The sequence below is a fragment of the Klebsiella sp. PCX genome, from assembly GCF_021869705.1.
GTDB classification, from domain to species: Bacteria; Pseudomonadota; Gammaproteobacteria; order Enterobacterales; family Enterobacteriaceae; genus Klebsiella; species Klebsiella quasipneumoniae.
Window position 1 is genome coordinate 3,400,348 of record NZ_CP091527.1, and the last position, 19,380, is coordinate 3,419,727.

The window sequence follows — 19,380 nt, forward strand, 5'->3', positions numbered from 1 at the left end:
GTTTGCATGGTTATACGGGTTCGGCTCAGCCCGCCGCGATCCGCGCACGGTGTCGGACAATTTGTCATAACTGCGACACAGGAGTTTACGATGACCCTGAATATGATGCTCGATAACGCCGCGCCGGAAGCCATCGCCGGCGCGCTGACTCAACAACATCCGGGGCTGTTTTTTACCATGGTGGAACAGGCCTCGGTGGCGATCTCCCTCACCGACGCCAGCGCCAGGATCATCTACGCCAACCCGGCGTTTTGCCGCCAGACCGGCTATTCGCTGGCGCAATTGTTAAATCAGAACCCGCGCCTGCTGGCCAGCAGCCAGACGCCGCGCGAGATCTATCAGGAGATGTGGCACACCCTGCTCCAGCGTCAGCCGTGGCGCGGCCAGTTGATTAACCAGCGGCGTGACGGCGGCCTGTACCTGGTGGAGATTGACATCACTCCGGTGCTCAGTCCGCAGGGGGAACTGGAGCACTATCTGGCGATGCAGCGGGATATCAGCGTCAGCTATACCCTGGAGCAGCGGCTGCGCAACCATATGACCCTGATGGAGGCGGTGCTGAATAATATTCCCGCCGCCGTGGTGGTGGTGGACGAGCAGGATCGGGTGGTGATGGACAACCTCGCCTATAAAACCTTCTGCGCCGACTGCGGCGGCCGGGAGCTGCTCACCGAGCTGCAGGTCTCCCCTGGCCGAATGACGCCCGGCGTGGAACAGATCCTGCCGGTGGCTATCCGCGGGGCCGCGCGCTGGCTGTCGGTGACCTGCTGGCCGCTGCCCGGCGTCAGCGAAGAGGCCAGCCGCTACTTTATCGACAGCGCCCTGGCGCGAAGCCTGGTGGTGATCGCCGACTGTACCCAGCAGCGCCAGCAGCAGGAGCAGGGCCGCCTCGACCGGCTGAAGCAGCAAATGACCGCCGGCAAGCTGCTGGCGGCGATCCGCGAGTCGCTGGACGCCGCGCTGATCCAGCTGAACTGCCCGATTAACATGCTGGCGGCGGCCCGTCGGCTGAACGGCGAGAGCAGCGGCAACGTGGCGCTGGAGGCCGCCTGGCGAGAAGGGGAAGAGGCGATGGCCCGGCTCCAGCGCTGTCGCCCGTCGCTGGAACTCGAAAGCCCCGCCGTCTGGCCGCTGCAGCCCTTTTTCGACGACCTGTGCGCCCTCTACCGCACCCGCTTCGATCCCGAGGGGCTACAGCTGGACATGGCCTCACCGCATCTGATCGGCTTTGGCCAGCGCACTCAGCTGCTGGCGTGCTTAAGCCTGTGGCTCGACCGCACCCTGGCCCTCGCCGCCGAGCTGCCTTCCGTCCCGCTGGCGATGCAGCTCTATGCCGAGGAAAACGACGGCTGGCTGGCGCTGTACCTGACCGACAACGTGCCGCTGCTGCAGGTGCGCTACGCCCACTCCCCCGACGCGCTGAATTCGCCGGGCAAAGGCATGGAGCTGCGGCTGATCCAGACCCTGGTGGCGCACCATCGCGGGGCCATCGAGCTGGCTTCCCGGCCGCAGGGCGGCACCTGCCTGACCCTGCGTTTCCCGTTGTTTAACACCCTGAACGGAGGTGAAGCATGATCCCCGAATCCGACCCGGACACCACCGTCAGACGCTTCGACCTCTCTCAGCAGTTCACCGCCATGCAGCGGATAAGCGTGGTGCTGAGCCGCGCCACCGAGGCCAGCAAAACGCTACAGGAGGTGCTCAGCGTATTGCACAACGATGCCTTTATGCAGCACGGGATGATCTGTCTTTACGACAGCGAGCAGGAGATCCTCAGTATCGAAGCGCTGCAGCAAACCGAGCAGCAGACCCTCCCCGGCAGCGCGCAGATCCGCTATCGTCCCGGCGAGGGGCTGGTGGGGACGGTGCTGGCCCAGGGGCAGTCGCTGGTGCTGCCGCGGGTCGCCGACGATCAGCGTTTTCTCGACCGTCTGAGCCTCTACGATTATGACCTGCCGTTTATCGCCGTGCCGCTGATGGGGCCCAACGCCCGGCCCATGGGAGTGCTGGCGGCCCAGCCGATGGCGCGCCAGGAAGAGCGGCTGCCGGCCTGCACCCGCTTTCTCGAAACCGTCGCCAACCTCATCGCCCAGACCATCCGGTTGATGATCCTCCCGGCCTCCGCCACCCTGCCGGGCCGCCAGCCGCCGAAGGTGGAACGGCCGCCGGCCTGCTCGTCGTCGCGCGGGGTGGGCCTTGACAATATGGTCGGCAAGAGCCCGGCGATGCGCCAGATCGTGGAGGTGATCCGCCAGGTTTCGCGCTGGGACACCACCGTGCTGGTGCGCGGCGAAAGCGGCACCGGGAAGGAGCTGATCGCCAATGCCATCCACCACCATTCGCCGCGGGCTGGCGCCGCCTTCGTCAAATTTAACTGCGCGGCGCTGCCGGACAACCTGCTGGAAAGCGAACTGTTCGGCCATGAAAAAGGCGCCTTTACCGGGGCGGTGCGCCAGCGTAAGGGGCGTTTTGAGCTGGCGGATGGTGGCACCCTGTTTCTCGACGAGATTGGCGAAAGCAGCGCCTCATTCCAGGCTAAGCTGCTGCGCATCCTCCAGGAGGGGGAGATGGAGCGGGTCGGCGGCGATGAGACCCTGCGGGTGAATGTCCGCATCATCGCTGCCACCAACCGCCACCTGGAGGAGGAGGTCCGGCTGGGCCACTTCCGCGAGGATCTTTACTATCGCCTGAATGTGATGCCCATCGCCCTGCCCCCGCTGCGCGAGCGTCAGGAGGACATCGCCGAGCTGGCGCACTTTCTGGTGCGCAAAATTGGCCAGCATCAGGGGCGCACGCTGCGGATCAGCGAGGGGGCGATCCGCCTGCTGATGGAGTACAGCTGGCCGGGCAACGTCCGCGAACTGGAGAACTGCCTCGAACGATCGGCGGTGATGTCCGAGAGCGGCCTGATCGATCGCGACGTGATCCTCTTCACCCACCAGGAACGTCCGGCCAAAGCCCTGCCCGCCAGCGGGCCAGCGGAAGACAGCTGGCTGGACAACAGCCTGGATGAACGCCAGCGGCTGATCGCCGCGCTGGAAAAAGCCGGCTGGGTGCAGGCCAAGGCGGCGCGGCTGCTGGGGATGACGCCGCGCCAGGTCGCCTACCGGATCCAGATCATGGATATCACCCTGCCGCGTCTGTAGGCCGCGGTGTCAGGTTCAGGACATTGTCGCCCGTGCGGCGGGAACACGACAATATTTTGCCGCAGGGATGCGGAATAACACCTTTCTTTTCAGAAAGATAAAAAAAACCTCTCTGGTATGCCCTTTGCAGCAGGAAGGTATCGCCCAACCAAGAAGGTACGACCATGACTTCCTGCTCTTCTTTTTCCGGCGGCAACGCCTGTCAGTCGGCGGACGCCAGCGCGCTAGCGCCGCGGGTGGCCGACAAGGTCGCCGCGCACCCCTGCTACTCCCGCAGCGGGCACCACCGTTTCGCCCGGATGCATCTCCCGGTCGCCCCGGCCTGCAATCTGCAGTGCAACTACTGCAACCGTAAATTCGACTGCAGCAATGAATCCCGCCCCGGGGTGTCTTCGACGCTGCTGACCCCCGAGCAGGCGGTGCTGAAAGTGCGCCAGGTGGCCCAGGCCATCCCGCAGCTGTCGGTGGTTGGCATTGCCGGGCCCGGCGATCCGCTGGCCAATATGACCCGCACCTTCCGCACCCTGGAGCTGGTCCGCGACCAGCTTCCGGACCTGAAATTATGCCTGTCGACCAACGGGCTGATGCTGCCCGACGCGGTGGATCGCCTGCTGGAGGTCGGCGTGGATCACGTTACGGTGACCATCAACACTCTGGATGCCGAGATCGCCGGGCAAATCTACGCCTGGCTGTGGCTCGACGGCGAACGCTACCGCGGGCGGGAAGCCGGGGAGATCCTGATAGCCCGCCAGCTGGAGGGGGTCCGCAGGCTAACCAACGCCGGGGTGCTGGTCAAGATAAACTCGGTGCTGATCCCGGGGATCAACGACAGCGGCATGGCCGAGGTCAGCCGTTGTTTGCGGGAAAGCGGCGCGTTTATTCACAATATTATGCCGCTGATTGCCAGACCGGAGCACGGCACGGTCTTTGGCCTCAACGGCCAGCCAGAGCCAGACGCCGGGATGCTCGCCGCGATCCGCAGCCAGTGCGGGGCCGCGATGCCGCAGATGACCCACTGCCACCAGTGCCGCGCCGACGCCATCGGCATGCTGGGCGAAGATCGCAGCCAGCAGTTTACCCAGCTTCCGGACCCGGACAGCCTCCCCGACTGGCTGCCCATCCTCCACCAACGCGCCGAACTTCATGCCAGCCTCGCCACCCGGGGAGAGTCGGAGGCGGATGACGCCTGTCTGGTGGCGGTAGCCTCCAGCCGCGGCGAGGTGATTGATTGTCATTTTGGCCATGCCGACCGCTTCTCGATCTACAGCCTGTCGGCCGCCGGCATGGTGCTGGTAGGCGAGCGCTTTACGCCGAAATATTGCCGCGGCGCGGGGGAGTGCGAACCGCAGGAGAACGAGGCCAGACTGGCGGCGCTCCTCGCGCTGCTCGCCGACGTGAAAGCGGTGTTCTGCGTGCGTATCGGCCATACGCCATGGCAACAGCTCGAGCGACAGGGCATTGAGCCGCAGGTGGACGGCGCGTGGCGGTCGGTCGCCGAGGTGCTGCCCGCCTGGTGGCAGCGGCGGCGACAGAGCCTGGCGGCATCGCGTCTGCGTCAGGGGGTCGCCTGATGGCGCCGGTCGACTGGTTGACCCGCCTGTGGCAACTGTATCACGCCGGAAAAGGCTGCTTTCCGCTGCGGATGGGTCTGAGCGTCGAGGCGTGGCTGGCCCTGCAGCAGCGGTTGGGCGAGATGGCGACGCCGCTGGACAGCGAGGCGCTGAGCCGCCGCCGGCTGATGACGGAGCTGAATGCCACCCGCGACGAAGAGCGCCGCCAGCTGGCGCGGTGGCTGGCGGAGTGGATGGCGCCGGGAGCCGAACCGATGGCGCCGATCGTCGCCGGGGCGGCGCTGGCGTTTAATCATCTGTGGGAGGATCTGGGTCTGGATTCGCGGGCGGAACTGGGCCGGCTGATGCGCGACTGCTTTCCGCAGCTGGTGGCGCAGAACGTTCACCATATGCGCTGGAAAAAGTTCTTTTATCGCCAACGCTGCCTGCAGTCGCAGGGGGAGATCGTCTGCCGCTCGCCGAGCTGCGACGAGTGCCTGGAGCGCAGCCTCTGCTTCGAACCGCCGCCGCAATAAACAACCCGCAGGTGTCCTGACCGCTAACCCAATACTGCTTCTGTTTTACCGCTTTACGCGAATATCTGCCGGGTGGCGCTTCGCTTACCCGGCCTACAAAGCCATTTATATATCAGAAGGTTATTCATTACCGTAGGCCCGGCAAGCGCAGCGCCGCCGGGCAAGGGTAGCGGCCGCGGAGCCGCTTTTGTGCCGGGTGGCGGCTGCGCCTGACCCGGCCTACAAAGCCATTTATATATCAGAAGGTTATTCAACACCGTAGGCCCGGCAAGCGCAGCGCCGCCGGGCAAGGACAGCGGGCGCGGAGCCGCTTTTGTGCCGGGTGGCGGCTGGCGCCTTACCCGGCCTACAGGGTTCGTGCGACCTGTCCTTGATTTACCCACTTGCGTGACTGAAACTGCCGGTGCTGGCGGCCTCAAAATCGCTGAGACGTTCCCGGAAGGCCGGGGCAGCCCGCATGGATGCGGGCTGAGGGCCGTGTTTTGCATGGACGCTGCCTCGGCCCGACCCGAAGCCTGCAGGGATAAGTCGAAGGTACCGCGTAGCGGCGATTTTGCTGGCCGGAGCCCGGGGGTACAGGGGGCGGCGGCGACTGGCCGCCCCCTGTGCGCTCCCTGCGCCATGAGAGACATAACGCAGAAGACTTACCGGGAGCGCAATGCCCGCTGAAGCCACAGATAACATAAAAGACTTCCCAGCAGTGCTTTCCCTCACCCTAACCTCTCCCGGGGGGAGAGGGAACCGTCCGGCAGTCGTTTCCGTGGCCAACATATTGCCGGGCAAGGACAGCGGGCACGGAGCCGCTTTTGTGCCGGGTAGCCACTGCGCCTGACCCGTCCTGCAAAGACCTGCCGTCAGCTTATATCCCCCAGACCCGGCAAGCGCAGCGCCGCCGGGCAAAAGATATAGCACCGGGCCAAACGAAAAAAAGCCGGAGGTTTCCCTCCGGCTTTTCTCATTCAGATCACGCTACGCCTTACGCCACGTCTTCGTACTGCGGCACCGGGTTGCGGAAGCTTTTGGTCACGCAGGCCAGATAGACCAGACCGATACCGGCCCAGATCAGGCCCAGAATCATCGAGCTCTCTTCCAGGTTGACCCACAGCGCGCCGACGGTCAGGGCGCCGCACATCGGCAGGAACAGATACTGGAAGTGGTCTTTCAGCGTCTTGTTGCGTTTCTCACGGATCCAGAACTGCGAAATTACCGACAGGTTAACAAAGGTAAACGCCACCAGCGCACCAAAGTTAATCAGCGCCGTCGCCATCACCAGGTCGAAGTTAATCGCCAGCAGGGCAATAGCGCCGACCAGGATGATGTTCATCGCCGGGGTGCGCCAGGTCGGGTGGACGTAGCCGAAGAAGCTTTTCGGGAATACGCCGTCACGACCCATCACGTACATCAGACGCGCCACGCCAGCGTGCGCCGCCATACCGGAAGCCAGTACGGTGATGGTGGAGAAGATCAGCGCGCCCACCTGGAAGGCTTTACCTGCCACGTAGAGCATAATTTCCGGCTGTGACGCATCCGGATCTTTAAAGCGCGAGATATCCGGGAAGTACAGCTGCAGGAAGTAGGTGGCAAAGATGAAGATCAGGCCGCCGATCAGCGCGGTCAGGAAGATCGCGCGCGGAATGACGCGCTCTGCATCTTTGGTCTCTTCAGACAGGTTGCTGATGCCGTCGAAGCCGGTAAACGAGAAGCACAGGATCGTCGCCCCGGTAATCATCGGGATCACGTGCGCGTCACCGGACCAGAACGGACGGCTGCTGGCCAGCGTACCGGCGCCTTCGCCTTCAAACACGCCATAAATCACCATGCCGAGAATGACGGCAATCAGCACCACCTGCAGCACCACGATCACGGTGTTGAAGTTGGCCACGGATTTAATGCTGCGCAAGTTAAAGGCGGTCATAAAGGCGACCAGCGCGATAACAAACACCCACGACGGAATCGAAGGCACCAGCGCTTCAAAATAGATTTTCGCCAGCAGAATGTTGATCATCGGCGCGAACAGGTAGTCGAGCAGCGAGGACCAACCCACCATAAAGCCAACGGTCGGGCTGATGGATTTCTGCGCATAGGTATACGCCGAGCCGGCGGACGGGTAACGACGTACCAGCTTGCCGTAGCTCAGCGCAGTAAACAGGATAGCGATTAACGCAAAGGCGTAGGCCGTCGGCACGTGACCGTCGGTCATACCAGAGACGATACCAAACGTATCGAACAGCGTCATCGGCTGCATATAGGCCAGGCCCATCATTACAACCGGAACTAGCGTAAGCGTTTTACGTAATTCCACGCGAGAGGTATTTGGAGTAGCGTTATGCGACATAGTTATCCCCTTTTACGGTGAACGCCAGCGCGTAAGCAAAAAATTGCCCCATTTCTTTCTATTCCTCAGCGACAACGACTGTCGGTTTTTAGTAAATATCTATCCGGTACGAAGCCCGGCCTCTTGGTATTGAATGATGTGTCTTTCGACCAAAAAAATAACCGACACTTTAAAAAAAAGCGTCGGCTAGTCTCTGGTTTTCAGGCCGCATATTTTGCAACAAATTCAACGGCGTTGACAAGATGTTATGAAGTTCATTGCGTAAGCATATTTTTTAACGTGCTAATATCTATACGGTTTCCATATGATAAATTGTAAAAATAGCACTATTTGCTAATAGCGTTTCCCGCCACCATTTGCCAGCCAAACCGCAGGTAGCGTCATTCCAGCCGATCCACGCGTGCTGACGAGGCGACTGCCCGCGCACGGTCAAGCTGACCAGTTCGCCGCTCTCCAGCAGCCCCTGCACCTGGTAACGCGGCAGGCAGCCCCACCCCAGCCCCATTCGCAGCAGCGCCAGCTGCCCCGTAACGTCACATACCGTCAGGGTCTCCTGATCGCCGAGCAGCGCCCCGCCCTCGCCGGTGGCGACCGCGCGGTAACGACGCAGAGTTCGCCAGCTCAACGGGGCGCGACGCTCCGCCAGAGGATGCTGCGGGGAGACCACCAGCTCCAGATCCAGCTCGCCAAGGGGAAGATAATCATAGCCGCTCAGCGGCGGCGGCTCGCCGAGCGCCCCCAGCAGGAGATCGGCCTGCCCTTCAGTCAGCGGCCGCCAGTCCAGCAGCGAGGGGTTCAGCGTGAAGTGCAGCCGGGTCAGCGGCTGCTGTTGATAAAATGCGGCGATCAGCGGCGAGAGTTGCGCCACGGGAAAAGTGCTGTCCACCGCCAGGCGGAGGGTATGCTCCCACCCCTGCTGCAGCTTAACCGCCCGGATCTCCAGTTCGCGGGCAATATGCAGCACTTCCCGTCCTTTCTCCAGCAGCATCTGTCCGGTGGGGGTAAAGCGCGCGCGGTGACCGCTGCGGTCGAGCAGCTGAATATTGAGATCGCTTTCCAGCCGGTGAATGGTGTAGCTCAGCGCCGAGGGCGTTTTAAAGAGCCTTGCCGACGCCGCGGCAAAGCTCCCCTCTTTTTCCAGTGCGTCGAGGATCACGAGGACATCCAGCAGTGGTTTCATCGCTACCCCCTTACGGTATGCGAATCACCGCTGGCGAATCACTCCATCGGCATCACCAGCGGATCGGGGTACTGGTATTCAAACCCCAGCTCATTGCAGATTCGATTGCCATCCACAATCTTGCCCTGGCCGCCGTCCGGGCTGTCACTGAACACCGGCGGCGGCAGCCCCAGCTCGCGGGCCATCTGCGGATAAAAGAGGCCGCGCGCCGGATGGCGGGGCGCACATAGATTATAGATGTGCCCGCCCTTCGGAGCCTGCAGCAGCAGTTCGATGGCGGCCACCACATCCTGCAAATGCACCAGATTGACCACATGCTGGCCATCCGGCGCCGACTTGCCGGCGAAAAAACGTCCCGGATGTCGGGACGGCCCCACCAGCCCGGCCAGGCGCAGAATATCCACCGACGTCCCCGGCAGGTTGTGCAGCCAGTCTTCCAGCTCCTTGAGCACCTGCCCGCTGGCGGTCTCCGGCAGGCGCGGGGAGTTCTCTTTCACCGTGCCGTTGACGTTGCCATACACCGAGGTGGAGCTGGTGAAGACGATCCGCGGAATATGGTACGCCAGCGCGGTATCGACGATCTCCTGCACCGCCTGCAGATAAAACCCTTCCCCCGCGCCGGTCCGCCGGGCCGGCAGCGTGATCACCAGCGCATCGACGTTCATCAGCGCGTCGAGGTCCTCGGTATCACAGACCAGCTGCGGCTCCAGGCGCAGCGGATAGCTGTCGATCCCGCACATCCGCGCCGCCTCCACGCCATCCTGCGTGGTTTTACTGCCGGTGACCTGCCAGCCTCGCGCCGTCAACGACAGCGCCAGCGGCATCCCCAGCCATCCCAAACCGACTATCGCGACCTTTTTCATCCCAGGCTCCTGACTCTTTCGCTGTGCTGATTACAGGCTACGCCAGCCAGCGGCAACTGACAATTTCTTCGCTCAATGTGAAATGAATTAATGATAGAAAAAAGCCCTTGCTTTCTGCGGCGGAAGTGGTTTAGGTTAAAGGACATCAAATGCATAGTCATTCACAGAGAATTTTATGAACCGCGTTCAATTTAAACACCACCATCATCACCATCATCCTGACTAGTCTTTCAGGCGATGTGTGCTGGAAGACATTTGGATCTTCCAGTGGTGCATGAACGCGCAGAGAGCCCCCGGAAGATTCACTTCCGGGGGCTTTTTTTTGGACCAAATTCGGACAGATTCAGACAGGTATTCAGAGGAAAAGAACAATGTTAGACAACACCCGTTTACGCATAGCTATTCAGAAATCAGGCCGTTTAAGCGAAGATTCACGCGAATTACTCAGCCGCTGCGGCATTAAAGTCAATTTGCACACCCAGCGTCTGATTGCGCTGGCGGAAAATATGCCAATCGACATTCTGCGCGTGCGTGATGACGATATCCCGGGCCTGGTGATGGACGGTGTTGTCGACCTCGGGATTATCGGCGAAAACGTGCTGGAAGAAGAGCTGCTCAGCCGCCGCGCCCAGGGCGAAGACCCGCGCTACTTCACCCTGCGTCGTCTGGACTTCGGCGGCTGCCGCCTGTCGCTGGCGACCCCGGTGGATGAAGCCTGGAACGGCCCGGCGGCGCTGGACGGCAAACGTATCGCCACCTCTTACCCGCACCTGCTGAAGCGCTACCTCGATCAAAAAGGTATCTCCTTTAAATCCTGTCTGCTGAACGGCTCCGTGGAAGTGGCGCCGCGCGCCGGCCTCGCCGACGCCATTTGCGACCTCGTCTCCACCGGCGCCACCCTGGAAGCCAACGGCCTGCGCGAAGTGGAAGTGATCTACCGCTCCAAAGCCTGCCTGATCCAGCGCGACGGCGAAATGGCCGACGCCAAACAGCAGCTGATTGACCGCCTGCTGACCCGTATTCAGGGCGTGATCCAGGCCCGCGAGTCGAAATACATCATGATGCACGCCCCGACCGAACGCCTTGAGGAAGTGGTTGCCCTGCTGCCGGGCGCCGAACGGCCGACCATTCTGCCGCTGGCGGGCGACAAGCAGCGCGTGGCGATGCACATGGTCAGCAGCGAAACCCTGTTCTGGGAGACCATGGAAAAACTGAAGGCGCTGGGCGCCAGCTCCATTCTGGTGCTGCCGATTGAGAAGATGATGGAGTAATCGGCCAGCCGGTCACGGGACACACAGGGGAAAACAATCATGAGCTTCAACACAATCATCGACTGGAACGGCTGTAGCGCAGACCAACAGCAACAACTCTTAACGCGCCCGGCGATTTCCGCCTCCGACAGCATCAGTAAAACGGTGGCGGAGATCCTCGATAACGTCAAAGCCAACGGCGACGCGGCGCTGCGCGAATACAGCGCGAAGTTTGATAAAACCACCGTCGCCGCGCTGCAGGTGAGCGAGGCGGAGATCGCCGCCGCCGGCGAGCGCCTCAGCGACGAGCTGAAGCAGGCGATGGCGGTGGCGGTGCAAAACATCGAGACCTTCCACAACGCGCAAAAGCTGCAGGCGGTGGATGTCGAAACGCTGCCGGGGGTGCGCTGCCAGCAGGTCACCCGCCCTATCGCCTCCGTCGGGCTGTACATTCCCGGCGGCTCGGCGCCGCTGTTCTCCACGGTGCTGATGCTGGCGACGCCGGCGCGCATCGCCGGCTGTCAGCAGGTGGTGCTCTGCTCGCCGCCGCCTATCGCCGATGAGATCCTCTACGCCGCGCAGCTGTGCGGCGTGAAAACCATCTTTAACGTCGGCGGCGCGCAGGCCATCGCCGCCCTCGCCCTCGGTACCGAGTCGGTGCCGAAGGTGGATAAAATCTTTGGCCCGGGTAACGCTTACGTCACGGAGGCCAAACGCCAGGTCAGCCAGCGTCTGGACGGCGCGGCCATCGACATGCCGGCCGGCCCGTCGGAAGTGCTGGTGATCGCCGACAGCGGCGCCAATCCGGACTTTGTCGCCTCCGACCTGCTGTCGCAGGCGGAACACGGCCCGGACTCGCAGGTGATCCTCCTGACCCCGGACGCCGGGATGGGCAACCGCGTCGCCGAGGCCGTGGAGCGCCAGCTGGCCGCCCTGCCGCGCGCCGAAACCGCCCGCGTGGCGCTCTCCGCCAGCCGGATCATCGTGGCCCGCGACCTGGCGCAGTGCGTGGCCATCTCCAACCAGTACGGCCCGGAGCACCTGATCATTCAGACCCGCCAGGCCCGTGAGCTGGTGGACAGCATCACCAGCGCCGGCTCGGTTTTCCTTGGCGACTGGTCGCCGGAATCCGCGGGCGACTATGCCTCGGGCACCAACCACGTCCTGCCGACCTATGGCTATACCGCCACCTGTTCGAGCCTCGGCCTGGCCGACTTCCAGAAACGGATGACCGTGCAGGAGCTGTCGCGCGACGGCTTTGCCGCCCTCGCCTCGACGATTGAGATTCTGGCCGCCGCCGAACGCCTTGACGCCCACAAAAACGCCGTAACGCTGCGCGTTGCCGCCCTGAAGGAGCAAGCATGAGCATTGAAGATTTAGCCCGCGCCAACGTTCGCGCGCTGACCCCGTATCAATCCGCTCGCCGCCTGGGCGGGAAAGGCGACGTCTGGCTGAACGCTAACGAATTCCCCACCGCCGTGGCCTTTCAGCTGACCGAGCAGACGCTGAACCGCTATCCGGAGCCGCAGCCGAAGGCGGTGATTGAGAGCTACGCCCGCTACGCCGAGGTTAAACCGGAGCAGGTGCTGGTCAGCCGCGGCGCCGACGAAGGCATTGAGCTGCTGATCCGCGCCTTCTGCGAGCCAGGCGAAGACGCCGTGCTCTACTGCCCGCCGACCTACGGCATGTACAGCGTCAGCGCCGAGACCATCGGCGTCGAGTGCCGCACCGTGCCGACGCTGGCCGACTGGCAGCTCGACCTGCCGGGCATCGAGGCGCAGCTGGACGGGGTGAAGGTGGTCTTCGTCTGCAGCCCGAACAACCCGACCGGGCAGATTATCGACCCGCAGTCGATGCGCGACCTGCTGGAGATGACCCGCGGCAAAGCTATCGTGGTGGCCGACGAAGCCTATATTGAATTCTGCCCGCAGGCGACGCTGGCCGGCTGGCTCAGCGACTATCCGCACCTGGTGGTGCTGCGCACGCTGTCCAAAGCCTTCGCCCTCGCCGGCCTGCGCTGCGGCTTCACCCTCGCCAACGCCGAGGTGATTAACGTGCTGCTGAAAGTGATCGCCCCGTACCCGCTCTCCACGCCGGTGGCCGATATCGCCGCCCAGGCCCTGAGCGCGGAAGGGATCGCCGCGATGCGTCAGCGCGTGGCGCAGATCCTCGACGAGCGCCGCTACCTGGTGGAACAGCTGCGCGGCATCGCCTGCGTGGAGCAGGTCTTCGATTCCGAAACCAACTACGTCCTGGCGCGGATAACCGCCTCCAGCGCAGTGTTTAAATCTTTGTGGGATCAGGGCATTATCTTACGTGACCAGAATAAACAACCTTCATTGAGCGGCTGTTTGCGTATCACTATCGGTACCCGTGCCGAGAGCCAGCGCGTGATTGACGCCTTGACTGCGGAGAATGTATGACCCAGAAGTATCTCTTTATTGACCGTGACGGCACCCTGATTTCCGAACCGCCGGTGGATTTCCAGGTGGACCGTTTCGACAAGCTGGCGTTTGAGCCGCAGGTGATCCCGGCGCTGCTGAAGCTGCAGCAGGAAGGCTATAAGCTGGTGATGATCACCAACCAGGATGGTCTGGGCACCGACAGCCTGCCGCAGGAGGCGTTTGATGGCCCGCACAACCTGATGATGCAGATCTTCGCCTCGCAGAGCGTTAACTTTGAAGAAGTGCTGATTTGTCCGCACTTCCCGGGCGACAACTGCGCCTGCCGCAAGCCGAAAACCCAGCTGGTGCTGCCGTGGCTGGAAGAGGGCGTACTGGATAAAGCCCACAGCTATGTGATTGGCGACAGGGCCACCGACCTTGAGCTGGCGGATAACATGGGGATTATCGGTCTGCGCTATGACCGCGAGACGCTGAACTGGCCGACCATCTGCGAGCAGCTGACCCGCCGTGACCGCTATGCCCACGTCGAGCGCATCACCAAAGAGACCCAGGTGGATGTAAAAGTGTGGCTGGACCGCGAAGGCGGCAGCAAGATCCACACCGGCGTCGGCTTTTTTGACCATATGCTCGACCAAATCGCCACCCATGGCGGCTTCCGCATGGAGGTCAACGTCGGCGGCGATCTGTACATCGACGATCACCACACGGTGGAAGATACCGGCCTGGCCCTCGGCGAAGCCCTGAAGCTGGCGCTTGGCGACAAGCGCGGCATCAACCGCTTCGGCTTCGTGCTGCCGATGGACGAGTGTCTCGCCCGCTGCGCGCTGGATATCTCCGGCCGTCCGCACCTGGAGTATAAGGCGGACTTCACCTATCAGCGCGTCGGCGATCTGAGCACCGAGATGGTGGAACACTTCTTCCGCTCGCTCTCTTACACCATGGCGGTGACGCTGCACCTGAAAACCAAGGGCAAGAACGATCACCACCGCGTGGAGAGCCTGTTCAAAGCCTTTGGCCGTACGCTGCGCCAGGCGATCCGCGTCCAGGGCGATGCCCTGCCGTCTTCCAAAGGGGTGCTGTAATGAATGTGGTGATCCTTGATACCGGGTGCGCCAACCTCAATTCGGTGAAATCGGCGATTGGCCGCCACGGCTATGAGCCGGTGGTCAGCCGCGACCCGGAGGTGGTATTGCGTGCCGATAAACTGTTTCTTCCCGGCGTCGGCACCGCCCAGGCGGCGATGGACCAGCTGCGCGACCGCGAACTGATCGACCTGATCAAAGCCTGTACCCAGCCGGTGCTGGGGATTTGCCTGGGCATGCAGCTGCTCGGCAAGCGCAGTGAAGAGAACAACGGCGTCGATCTGCTGGGCATTATCGAGGAAGAGGTGCCGAAGATGACCGACTACGGCCTGCCGCTGCCGCACATGGGCTGGAACCGGGTGTATGCCAAAGCAGGCGATCGTCTGTTCCGCGGCATTGAAGAAGGGGCTTACTTCTACTTCGTGCACAGCTACGCCATGCCGGTCAACCCGTACACCATCGCCCAGTGCAATTACGGCGAGGCGTTCACCGCCGCGGTGCAGAAAGATAACTTCTTTGGCGTGCAGTTCCATCCGGAGCGCTCCGGGAGCGCCGGGGCGCAGCTGCTGAAAAACTTCCTGGAGATGTGATGATTATTCCTGCTTTAGATTTAATCGACGGCACCGTCGTTCGTCTCCACCAGGGCGATTATGGCCAGCAGCGCGACTATGGCAGCGATCCGCTGCCGCGCCTGCAGTCCTATGCCGCTCAGGGAGCGGAAGTCCTGCACCTGGTCGACCTGACCGGGGCGAAGGATCCGGCGAAGCGCCAGATCCCGCTGCTGAAATCGCTGGTCGCCGGCGTTGACGTCCCGGTGCAGGTCGGCGGCGGCGTGCGGACCGAGGCGGATGTCGCGGCCCTGCTTGAAGCCGGCGTCGCCCGCGTGGTGGTCGGCTCCACTGCGGTGAAATCCCCGGAGGAAGTGAAAGGCTGGTTTAAACGCTTTGGCCCTGAGCGGCTGGTGCTGGCCCTCGACGTGCGTATCGACGCCGACGGCAATAAGCAGGTGGCGGTCAGCGGCTGGCAGGAAAACTCCGGCGTGACCCTGGAGGAGCTGGTGGAGAGCTATCTGCCGGTCGGCCTGCAGCATGTGCTGTGCACCGATATCTCCCGCGACGGCACGCTGGCGGGCTCCAACGTCTCGCTGTACGAGGAGGTCTGCGCCCGCTACCCGCAGGTGGCGTTTCAGTCGTCCGGCGGCATCGGCGATCTCAATGATATTGCCGCCCTGCGCGGCACCGGGGTGCGCGGCGTGATTGTCGGTCGCGCGCTGCTGGAAGGCAAATTCAACGTAACGGAGGCCATTCAATGCTGGCAAAACGGATAATCCCCTGCCTCGACGTCCGCGACGGCCAGGTAGTGAAAGGCGTGCAGTTCCGTAATCACGAGATCATCGGCGATATCGTCCCGCTGGCTAAGCGCTATGCCGACGAAGGCGCCGACGAGCTGGTGTTCTATGATATCACCGCCTCCAGCGACGGCCGGGTGGTCGACAAGAGCTGGGTGTCGCGGGTGGCGGAAGTAATCGATATTCCTTTCTGCGTGGCGGGCGGGATCAAGTCGCTGGAAGACGCGGCGCAGATCCTCTCCTTCGGCGCCGATAAGATCTCGATTAACTCCCCTGCTCTCGCCGACCCGACGCTAATCACCCGCCTTGCAGACCGCTTTGGCGTGCAGTGCATCGTGGTGGGGATCGATACCTGGTTTGATGCACAGACCGGCAAGTATCACGTTAATCAGTACACCGGCGACGAGAGCCGCACCCGGGTGACGCAGTGGGAAACCCTAGACTGGGTGGAGGAAGTACAGAAGCGTGGCGCGGGCGAGATCGTCCTCAATATGATGAACCAGGACGGGGTGCGCAACGGCTACGACCTGCAGCAGCTGGCGAAGGTCCGCGCGGTGTGCCATGTGCCGCTGATCGCCTCCGGCGGCGCAGGCACCATGGAACACTTCCTCGAAGCCTTCCGCGACGCCGACGTTGACGGCGCGCTGGCGGCCTCGGTATTCCACAAACAGATTATTAATATTGGCGAACTGAAAGCGTACCTGGCGGCACAGGGCGTGGAGATAAGGGTATGTTGACTGAACAGCTGGACTGGGAAAAAACGGACGGCATGATGCCGGCCATCGTGCAGCACGCCGTATCCGGCGAAGTGCTGATGCTGGGCTACATGAACAAGGACGCGCTGGAGAAAACCGAAGCCACCGGCAAGGTCACCTTTTACTCACGCACCAAACAGCGGCTGTGGACCAAGGGTGAAACCTCGGGAAATGTCCTCAACGTGGTGAGCATCACACCGGACTGCGACAACGATACGCTGCTGGTGCTGGTGAACCCGATTGGGCCGACCTGCCACAAAGGCACCACCAGCTGCTTCGGCGACGCCGGCCACCAGTGGCTGTTCCTGTATCAGCTGGAGCAGCTGCTGGCCGAGCGTAAGCACGCCGACCCGGAGAGCTCCTACACGGCGAAGCTGTATGCCAGCGGCACCAAGCGCATCGCGCAGAAAGTGGGAGAAGAAGGCGTGGAGACCGCGCTGGCCGCCACGGTGAACGACCGCTTCGAGCTGAAGAATGAGGCGTCAGACCTGATGTATCACCTGCTGGTGCTGCTGCAGGACCAGGGGCTGGATCTCGGGGAAGTGATTGATAATCTGAAGAGTCGTCACTAACGCGTTGACCCCCGCCGCAACGGCGGGGGTAGCTAGCCTCAGGATTTGCTTTCCAGCAGAGTAGTGTAGAGATTGACGTAAGCGTCAATCATATGGTCGGCAGTAAACATCTCTTCAAAACGACGACGCGAGTTTTCGCCATAGCGGCTGGCGGTTTCATCGTTTTGCCAGAGCTCATTCATCGCCTCCACCAGCGCCTGACTGTCATTCGGCGGGATCACGCAGCCATTCACTTTGTCCTGGTTAATGAACGAGGTCCCGGTGCCGATCTCGCAGGAGATCAGCGGCCTGGCGAAGCGCGCGCCTTCCAGTAACGTAATGCCAAACGCCTCGGAGCGCAGATGCGAGGGGAAGACCACGCCACGGCAGAGCTGGAAGAGAATGTATTTATCTTCGTCGTTGAGCATGCCGGTAAACACCACATTGCTCAGCCCGCGCTGCTGCGCTTCACGACGCACTTCCGCCTCCAGCGGCCCGCCCCCGACGATCACCACCGGCAGCCGGCTACGCTCGGCGGCATCCAGCAGAATGTGCAGCCCTTTGTAGTAGCGGAAAGCGCCGACGAAGAGGAAGAAGTTATCGCCGACGGTTTCCCGCCAGTGCGCCACCCGCTGCGGATCGTGCTGCACGTCATGCTGCTCCAGACCAAACGGGATCACCACCGTTTTATCCTGATATTTTTTCAGGGTCTGGCTGGAGGCCACGTAGTTGGGCGACGAGGCGACGATGCAGTCGACGCTGGCGAGAAATCGCTCCTGCAGCGGCTGGTACAGCTTCATTAACCGTTTTTGTTTCACAATATCCGAGTGATAGGTCACCACTGTTCTGGCGTCAGGCCGCGCCGAGAGATGCAACATATCCATGAATGGAAACGGAAAATGGTAGTTGATGATGTCGTAGTCATCTTTAATCTGCTTAAAACGCGTTAACGCTTTCAGCGAAAACGGCGTGGAGGCAATTTCAAAAAGCTGCTTATTATAAATGACCCTATGGTCTTCGTAGGCGACAGGTCCTGTCTCTTTGTCCGGGCTAAAAGTAAAAACATCGGCTGCGATTCCCCGGCGGGCGCAGCCCTGACTGAGCTGATAAATGACCTGCTCAATACCGCCGTAGGTATCGGGATAGTAGGTCTTATAGACGTGTAGAACTCTCAACTGACACCCTTAGAGTAATTTATAGGCGTTAATGGTCTGGGTCGTACAGTTCTCCCACGAAAACTGTTTCGCCTGGGCAAGACCGCGCGCGGTGGCGATTTCCCGCCAGCTATCATCCTGCAGGCTCTGCAAAATATGCGCGCTAATCGCGTCTACATCATTAGGATCGGCAACGAGGCCGGCATCGCCAACCACCTCAGGCAAAGAAGTGACATTGGAACATACTACCGGCACACCGCAAGACATCGCTTCAAGAATAGGTAAACCGAATCCCTCGTAGAAGGAGGGATAAACAAAGGTTCTGGCCGCCGCGTACAGATAAGGCAGGTCTTCATCCGGGACATAGCCCAGGTAACGGATCCACCCTTCTCGCGTACCGCGCTCGACTAACTGCCACAGCACATCGTCTTCCCATCCGCGATAACCGCTGAGGATCAGCGGGTAGCGCATGCGGGTCTCCATCGGCAGCAGCTGATAGGCCTGCAGCAGACCGCGGATATTTTTACGCGGCTCCATGGTGCCGATATACAACGCATAGCCCTGCCACGCCAGCTGATATTTCTGCAGGACCGGCAGGCACTCCGCCGGGCTGCGCGGAATATAGTCGCTGCTGCAGGCCAGCTTGGTGGTGACGATCCGCTCCGCCGGATAGTTGAACAGGCGGATGATTTCACTGCGCGAGAAGTCAGAGACGGTCAGGATCAGCTTTGCCGAATCCAGGCTCTCGTGCAGGGACTTCTCCATATAGCGAACCCGATCTTTTGGATGATATTCCGGGCAGGTAAATATAGAGATGTCATGAAACGTGGTTACGGCGCGTTCCAGGCGATGCGGCAGATAGAAGTTAGGGCCATGGTAAATGTAGTCTTTGTAATCGCGCAATGCCCACGCCTGGCGCCGCGGATGCAGCAGGCGATACGCCTCAATCAGCAGCGGCTGGCGGCGCAGTAACGCCGACAGACGACCATGATTGCTGGCTTTGGTATCGCTTTTATTCTCAACCTGGGGGATCTGGTCGATAAACGACGCGCCGTGAAACAGCTTCAGCTCTTCGATTTCACGAGCAACCGCCAGCCGCTTAACCAGTTCCAGGGAATACCGACCGATGCCCGTTAACGGATATTTAATTGGCTCAGTAGCAAAAATAATTTTCATTATAAATGACACATCATCATCTATCCCCCTTGTATTCAAAGGCAAAAAT

General features: G+C 61.6%; 18 protein-coding genes and 1 other annotated feature. Of the genes, 13 read left to right on the forward strand and 5 right to left on the reverse strand.

What is annotated here, in order from left to right:
• Positions 1–90 precede the first annotated feature (90 nt).
• From nifL to GQR96_RS16280, 4 genes are all read left to right on the forward strand, one after another.
• The gene (nifL, locus tag GQR96_RS16265) at positions 91–1,575 is read left to right on the forward strand and encodes a nitrogen fixation negative regulator NifL (RefSeq protein ID WP_065877370.1); all 1,485 of its coding nucleotides are present in this window, start codon (positions 91–93) and stop codon (positions 1,573–1,575) included.
• Positions 1,572–3,146, forward strand: a complete 1,575-nt coding sequence (nifA, locus tag GQR96_RS16270; RefSeq protein WP_004203574.1) for a nif-specific transcriptional activator NifA — start codon at positions 1,572–1,574, stop codon at positions 3,144–3,146. The genes nifL and nifA overlap by 4 nt, the downstream gene beginning before the upstream one ends.
• Positions 3,147–3,310: 164 nt before the next feature.
• On the forward strand, positions 3,311–4,717 hold the full coding sequence (nifB, locus tag GQR96_RS16275) for a nitrogenase cofactor biosynthesis protein NifB (RefSeq protein ID WP_049003992.1): 1,407 nt from the start codon (positions 3,311–3,313) through the stop codon (positions 4,715–4,717).
• Positions 4,717–5,232, forward strand: coding sequence for a nitrogen fixation protein NifQ (locus tag GQR96_RS16280; protein WP_062914136.1), 516 nt, complete (start codon positions 4,717–4,719; stop codon positions 5,230–5,232). Before nifB ends, GQR96_RS16280 begins: the two co-directional genes overlap by 1 nt.
• A 976-nt stretch (positions 5,233–6,208) precedes the next feature.
• Here GQR96_RS16280 and plaP read toward each other — a convergent pair.
• The 3 genes from plaP to GQR96_RS16295 form a co-directional block, all read right to left on the reverse strand.
• Positions 6,209–7,567: a putrescine/proton symporter PlaP gene (gene plaP / locus GQR96_RS16285; RefSeq protein WP_004148994.1), complete on the reverse strand. Its 1,359-nt coding sequence runs from the start codon at positions 7,565–7,567 to the stop codon at positions 6,209–6,211.
• A gap of 289 nt (positions 7,568–7,856) precedes the next feature.
• Positions 7,857–8,747, reverse strand: coding sequence for a LysR family transcriptional regulator (locus GQR96_RS16290; RefSeq protein ID WP_032456354.1), 891 nt, complete (start codon positions 8,745–8,747; stop codon positions 7,857–7,859).
• A 38-nt stretch (positions 8,748–8,785) separates the two neighbouring features.
• Positions 8,786–9,610 carry an SDR family oxidoreductase gene (locus tag GQR96_RS16295; protein WP_004203585.1) on the reverse strand — a complete coding sequence of 275 codons (825 nt, stop codon included), beginning with the start codon at positions 9,608–9,610 and terminating at the stop codon, positions 8,786–8,788.
• Between the two features lie 175 nt (positions 9,611–9,785).
• On the opposite strand from GQR96_RS16295, the gene hisL reads away from it, so the two are divergent.
• From hisL to hisIE, 9 genes are all read left to right on the forward strand, one after another.
• The gene (gene hisL, locus GQR96_RS16300) at positions 9,786–9,836 is read left to right on the forward strand and encodes a his operon leader peptide (protein WP_004899375.1); all 51 of its coding nucleotides are present in this window, start codon (positions 9,786–9,788) and stop codon (positions 9,834–9,836) included.
• Positions 9,812–9,934, forward strand: a sequence feature (His leader region). It overlaps the preceding gene by 25 nt.
• A gap of 47 nt (positions 9,935–9,981) precedes the next feature.
• Positions 9,982–10,881: an ATP phosphoribosyltransferase gene (gene hisG / locus GQR96_RS16305; protein ID WP_002912152.1), complete on the forward strand. Its 900-nt coding sequence runs from the start codon at positions 9,982–9,984 to the stop codon at positions 10,879–10,881.
• A 39-nt stretch (positions 10,882–10,920) separates the two neighbouring features.
• Positions 10,921–12,225: a histidinol dehydrogenase gene (hisD, locus tag GQR96_RS16310; protein ID WP_065877368.1), complete on the forward strand. Its 1,305-nt coding sequence runs from the start codon at positions 10,921–10,923 to the stop codon at positions 12,223–12,225.
• On the forward strand, positions 12,222–13,283 hold the full coding sequence (hisC, locus tag GQR96_RS16315) for a histidinol-phosphate transaminase (protein WP_004203588.1): 1,062 nt from the start codon (positions 12,222–12,224) through the stop codon (positions 13,281–13,283). The genes hisD and hisC overlap by 4 nt, the downstream gene beginning before the upstream one ends.
• Positions 13,280–14,347 (forward strand): bifunctional histidinol-phosphatase/imidazoleglycerol-phosphate dehydratase HisB, encoded by a 1,068-nt coding sequence (hisB, locus tag GQR96_RS16320; protein WP_065877366.1) that lies wholly within the window; start codon positions 13,280–13,282, stop codon positions 14,345–14,347. Before hisC ends, hisB begins: the two co-directional genes overlap by 4 nt.
• Entirely contained in the window at positions 14,347–14,937 is a 591-nt protein-coding gene (hisH, locus tag GQR96_RS16325) for an imidazole glycerol phosphate synthase subunit HisH (protein WP_032456356.1), read from the forward strand. The genes hisB and hisH overlap by 1 nt, the downstream gene beginning before the upstream one ends.
• The gene (gene hisA / locus GQR96_RS16330; RefSeq protein ID WP_004200373.1) at positions 14,937–15,674 is read left to right on the forward strand and encodes a 1-(5-phosphoribosyl)-5-[(5-phosphoribosylamino)methylideneamino]imidazole-4-carboxamide isomerase; all 738 of its coding nucleotides are present in this window, start codon (positions 14,937–14,939) and stop codon (positions 15,672–15,674) included. Before hisH ends, hisA begins: the two co-directional genes overlap by 1 nt.
• Positions 15,656–16,432 carry an imidazole glycerol phosphate synthase subunit HisF gene (gene hisF, locus GQR96_RS16335; protein WP_017899707.1) on the forward strand — a complete coding sequence of 259 codons (777 nt, stop codon included), beginning with the start codon at positions 15,656–15,658 and terminating at the stop codon, positions 16,430–16,432. The genes hisA and hisF overlap by 19 nt, the downstream gene beginning before the upstream one ends.
• Positions 16,426–17,022, forward strand: coding sequence for a bifunctional phosphoribosyl-AMP cyclohydrolase/phosphoribosyl-ATP diphosphatase HisIE (hisIE, locus tag GQR96_RS16340; RefSeq protein WP_004203593.1), 597 nt, complete (start codon positions 16,426–16,428; stop codon positions 17,020–17,022). Before hisF ends, hisIE begins: the two co-directional genes overlap by 7 nt.
• A 38-nt stretch (positions 17,023–17,060) precedes the next feature.
• On the opposite strand, the gene wbdC is transcribed toward hisIE, so the two are convergent.
• Together wbdC and GQR96_RS16350 are read right to left on the reverse strand one after the other, a co-directional pair.
• Entirely contained in the window at positions 17,061–18,176 is a 1,116-nt protein-coding gene (gene wbdC / locus GQR96_RS16345) for an N-acetyl-alpha-D-glucosaminyl-diphospho-ditrans,octacis-undecaprenol 3-alpha-mannosyltransferase WbdC (protein WP_065877364.1), read from the reverse strand.
• Positions 18,177–18,185: 9 nt separating this feature from the next.
• The gene (locus tag GQR96_RS16350; protein WP_064146019.1) at positions 18,186–19,331 is read right to left on the reverse strand and encodes a glycosyltransferase family 4 protein; all 1,146 of its coding nucleotides are present in this window, start codon (positions 19,329–19,331) and stop codon (positions 18,186–18,188) included.
• Positions 19,332–19,380 lie beyond the last annotated feature (49 nt).

Excerpts from the sequence above, each read along its gene's own strand:
- nifL (WP_065877370.1), top strand. The coding sequence starts at position 91 with ATGACCCTGAATATGATGCTCGATAACGCCGCGCCGGAAGCCATCGCC.
- nifA (WP_004203574.1), top strand. The coding sequence starts at position 1,572 with ATGATCCCCGAATCCGACCCGGACACCACCGTCAGACGCTTCGACCTC.
- nifB (WP_049003992.1), top strand. The coding sequence starts at position 3,311 with ATGACTTCCTGCTCTTCTTTTTCCGGCGGCAACGCCTGTCAGTCGGCG.
- GQR96_RS16280 (WP_062914136.1), top strand. The coding sequence starts at position 4,717 with ATGGCGCCGGTCGACTGGTTGACCCGCCTGTGGCAACTGTATCACGCC.
- plaP (WP_004148994.1), bottom strand. The coding sequence starts at position 7,567 with ATGTCGCATAACGCTACTCCAAATACCTCTCGCGTGGAATTACGTAAA.
- GQR96_RS16290 (WP_032456354.1), bottom strand. The coding sequence starts at position 8,747 with ATGAAACCACTGCTGGATGTCCTCGTGATCCTCGACGCACTGGAAAAA.
- GQR96_RS16295 (WP_004203585.1), bottom strand. The coding sequence starts at position 9,610 with ATGAAAAAGGTCGCGATAGTCGGTTTGGGATGGCTGGGGATGCCGCTG.
- hisG (WP_002912152.1), top strand. The coding sequence starts at position 9,982 with ATGTTAGACAACACCCGTTTACGCATAGCTATTCAGAAATCAGGCCGT.
- hisD (WP_065877368.1), top strand. The coding sequence starts at position 10,921 with ATGAGCTTCAACACAATCATCGACTGGAACGGCTGTAGCGCAGACCAA.
- hisC (WP_004203588.1), top strand. The coding sequence starts at position 12,222 with ATGAGCATTGAAGATTTAGCCCGCGCCAACGTTCGCGCGCTGACCCCG.
- hisB (WP_065877366.1), top strand. The coding sequence starts at position 13,280 with ATGACCCAGAAGTATCTCTTTATTGACCGTGACGGCACCCTGATTTCC.
- hisH (WP_032456356.1), top strand. The coding sequence starts at position 14,347 with ATGAATGTGGTGATCCTTGATACCGGGTGCGCCAACCTCAATTCGGTG.
- hisA (WP_004200373.1), top strand. The coding sequence starts at position 14,937 with ATGATTATTCCTGCTTTAGATTTAATCGACGGCACCGTCGTTCGTCTC.
- hisF (WP_017899707.1), top strand. The coding sequence starts at position 15,656 with ATGCTGGCAAAACGGATAATCCCCTGCCTCGACGTCCGCGACGGCCAG.
- hisIE (WP_004203593.1), top strand. The coding sequence starts at position 16,426 with ATGTTGACTGAACAGCTGGACTGGGAAAAAACGGACGGCATGATGCCG.
- GQR96_RS16350 (WP_064146019.1), bottom strand. The coding sequence starts at position 19,331 with ATGAAAATTATTTTTGCTACTGAGCCAATTAAATATCCGTTAACGGGC.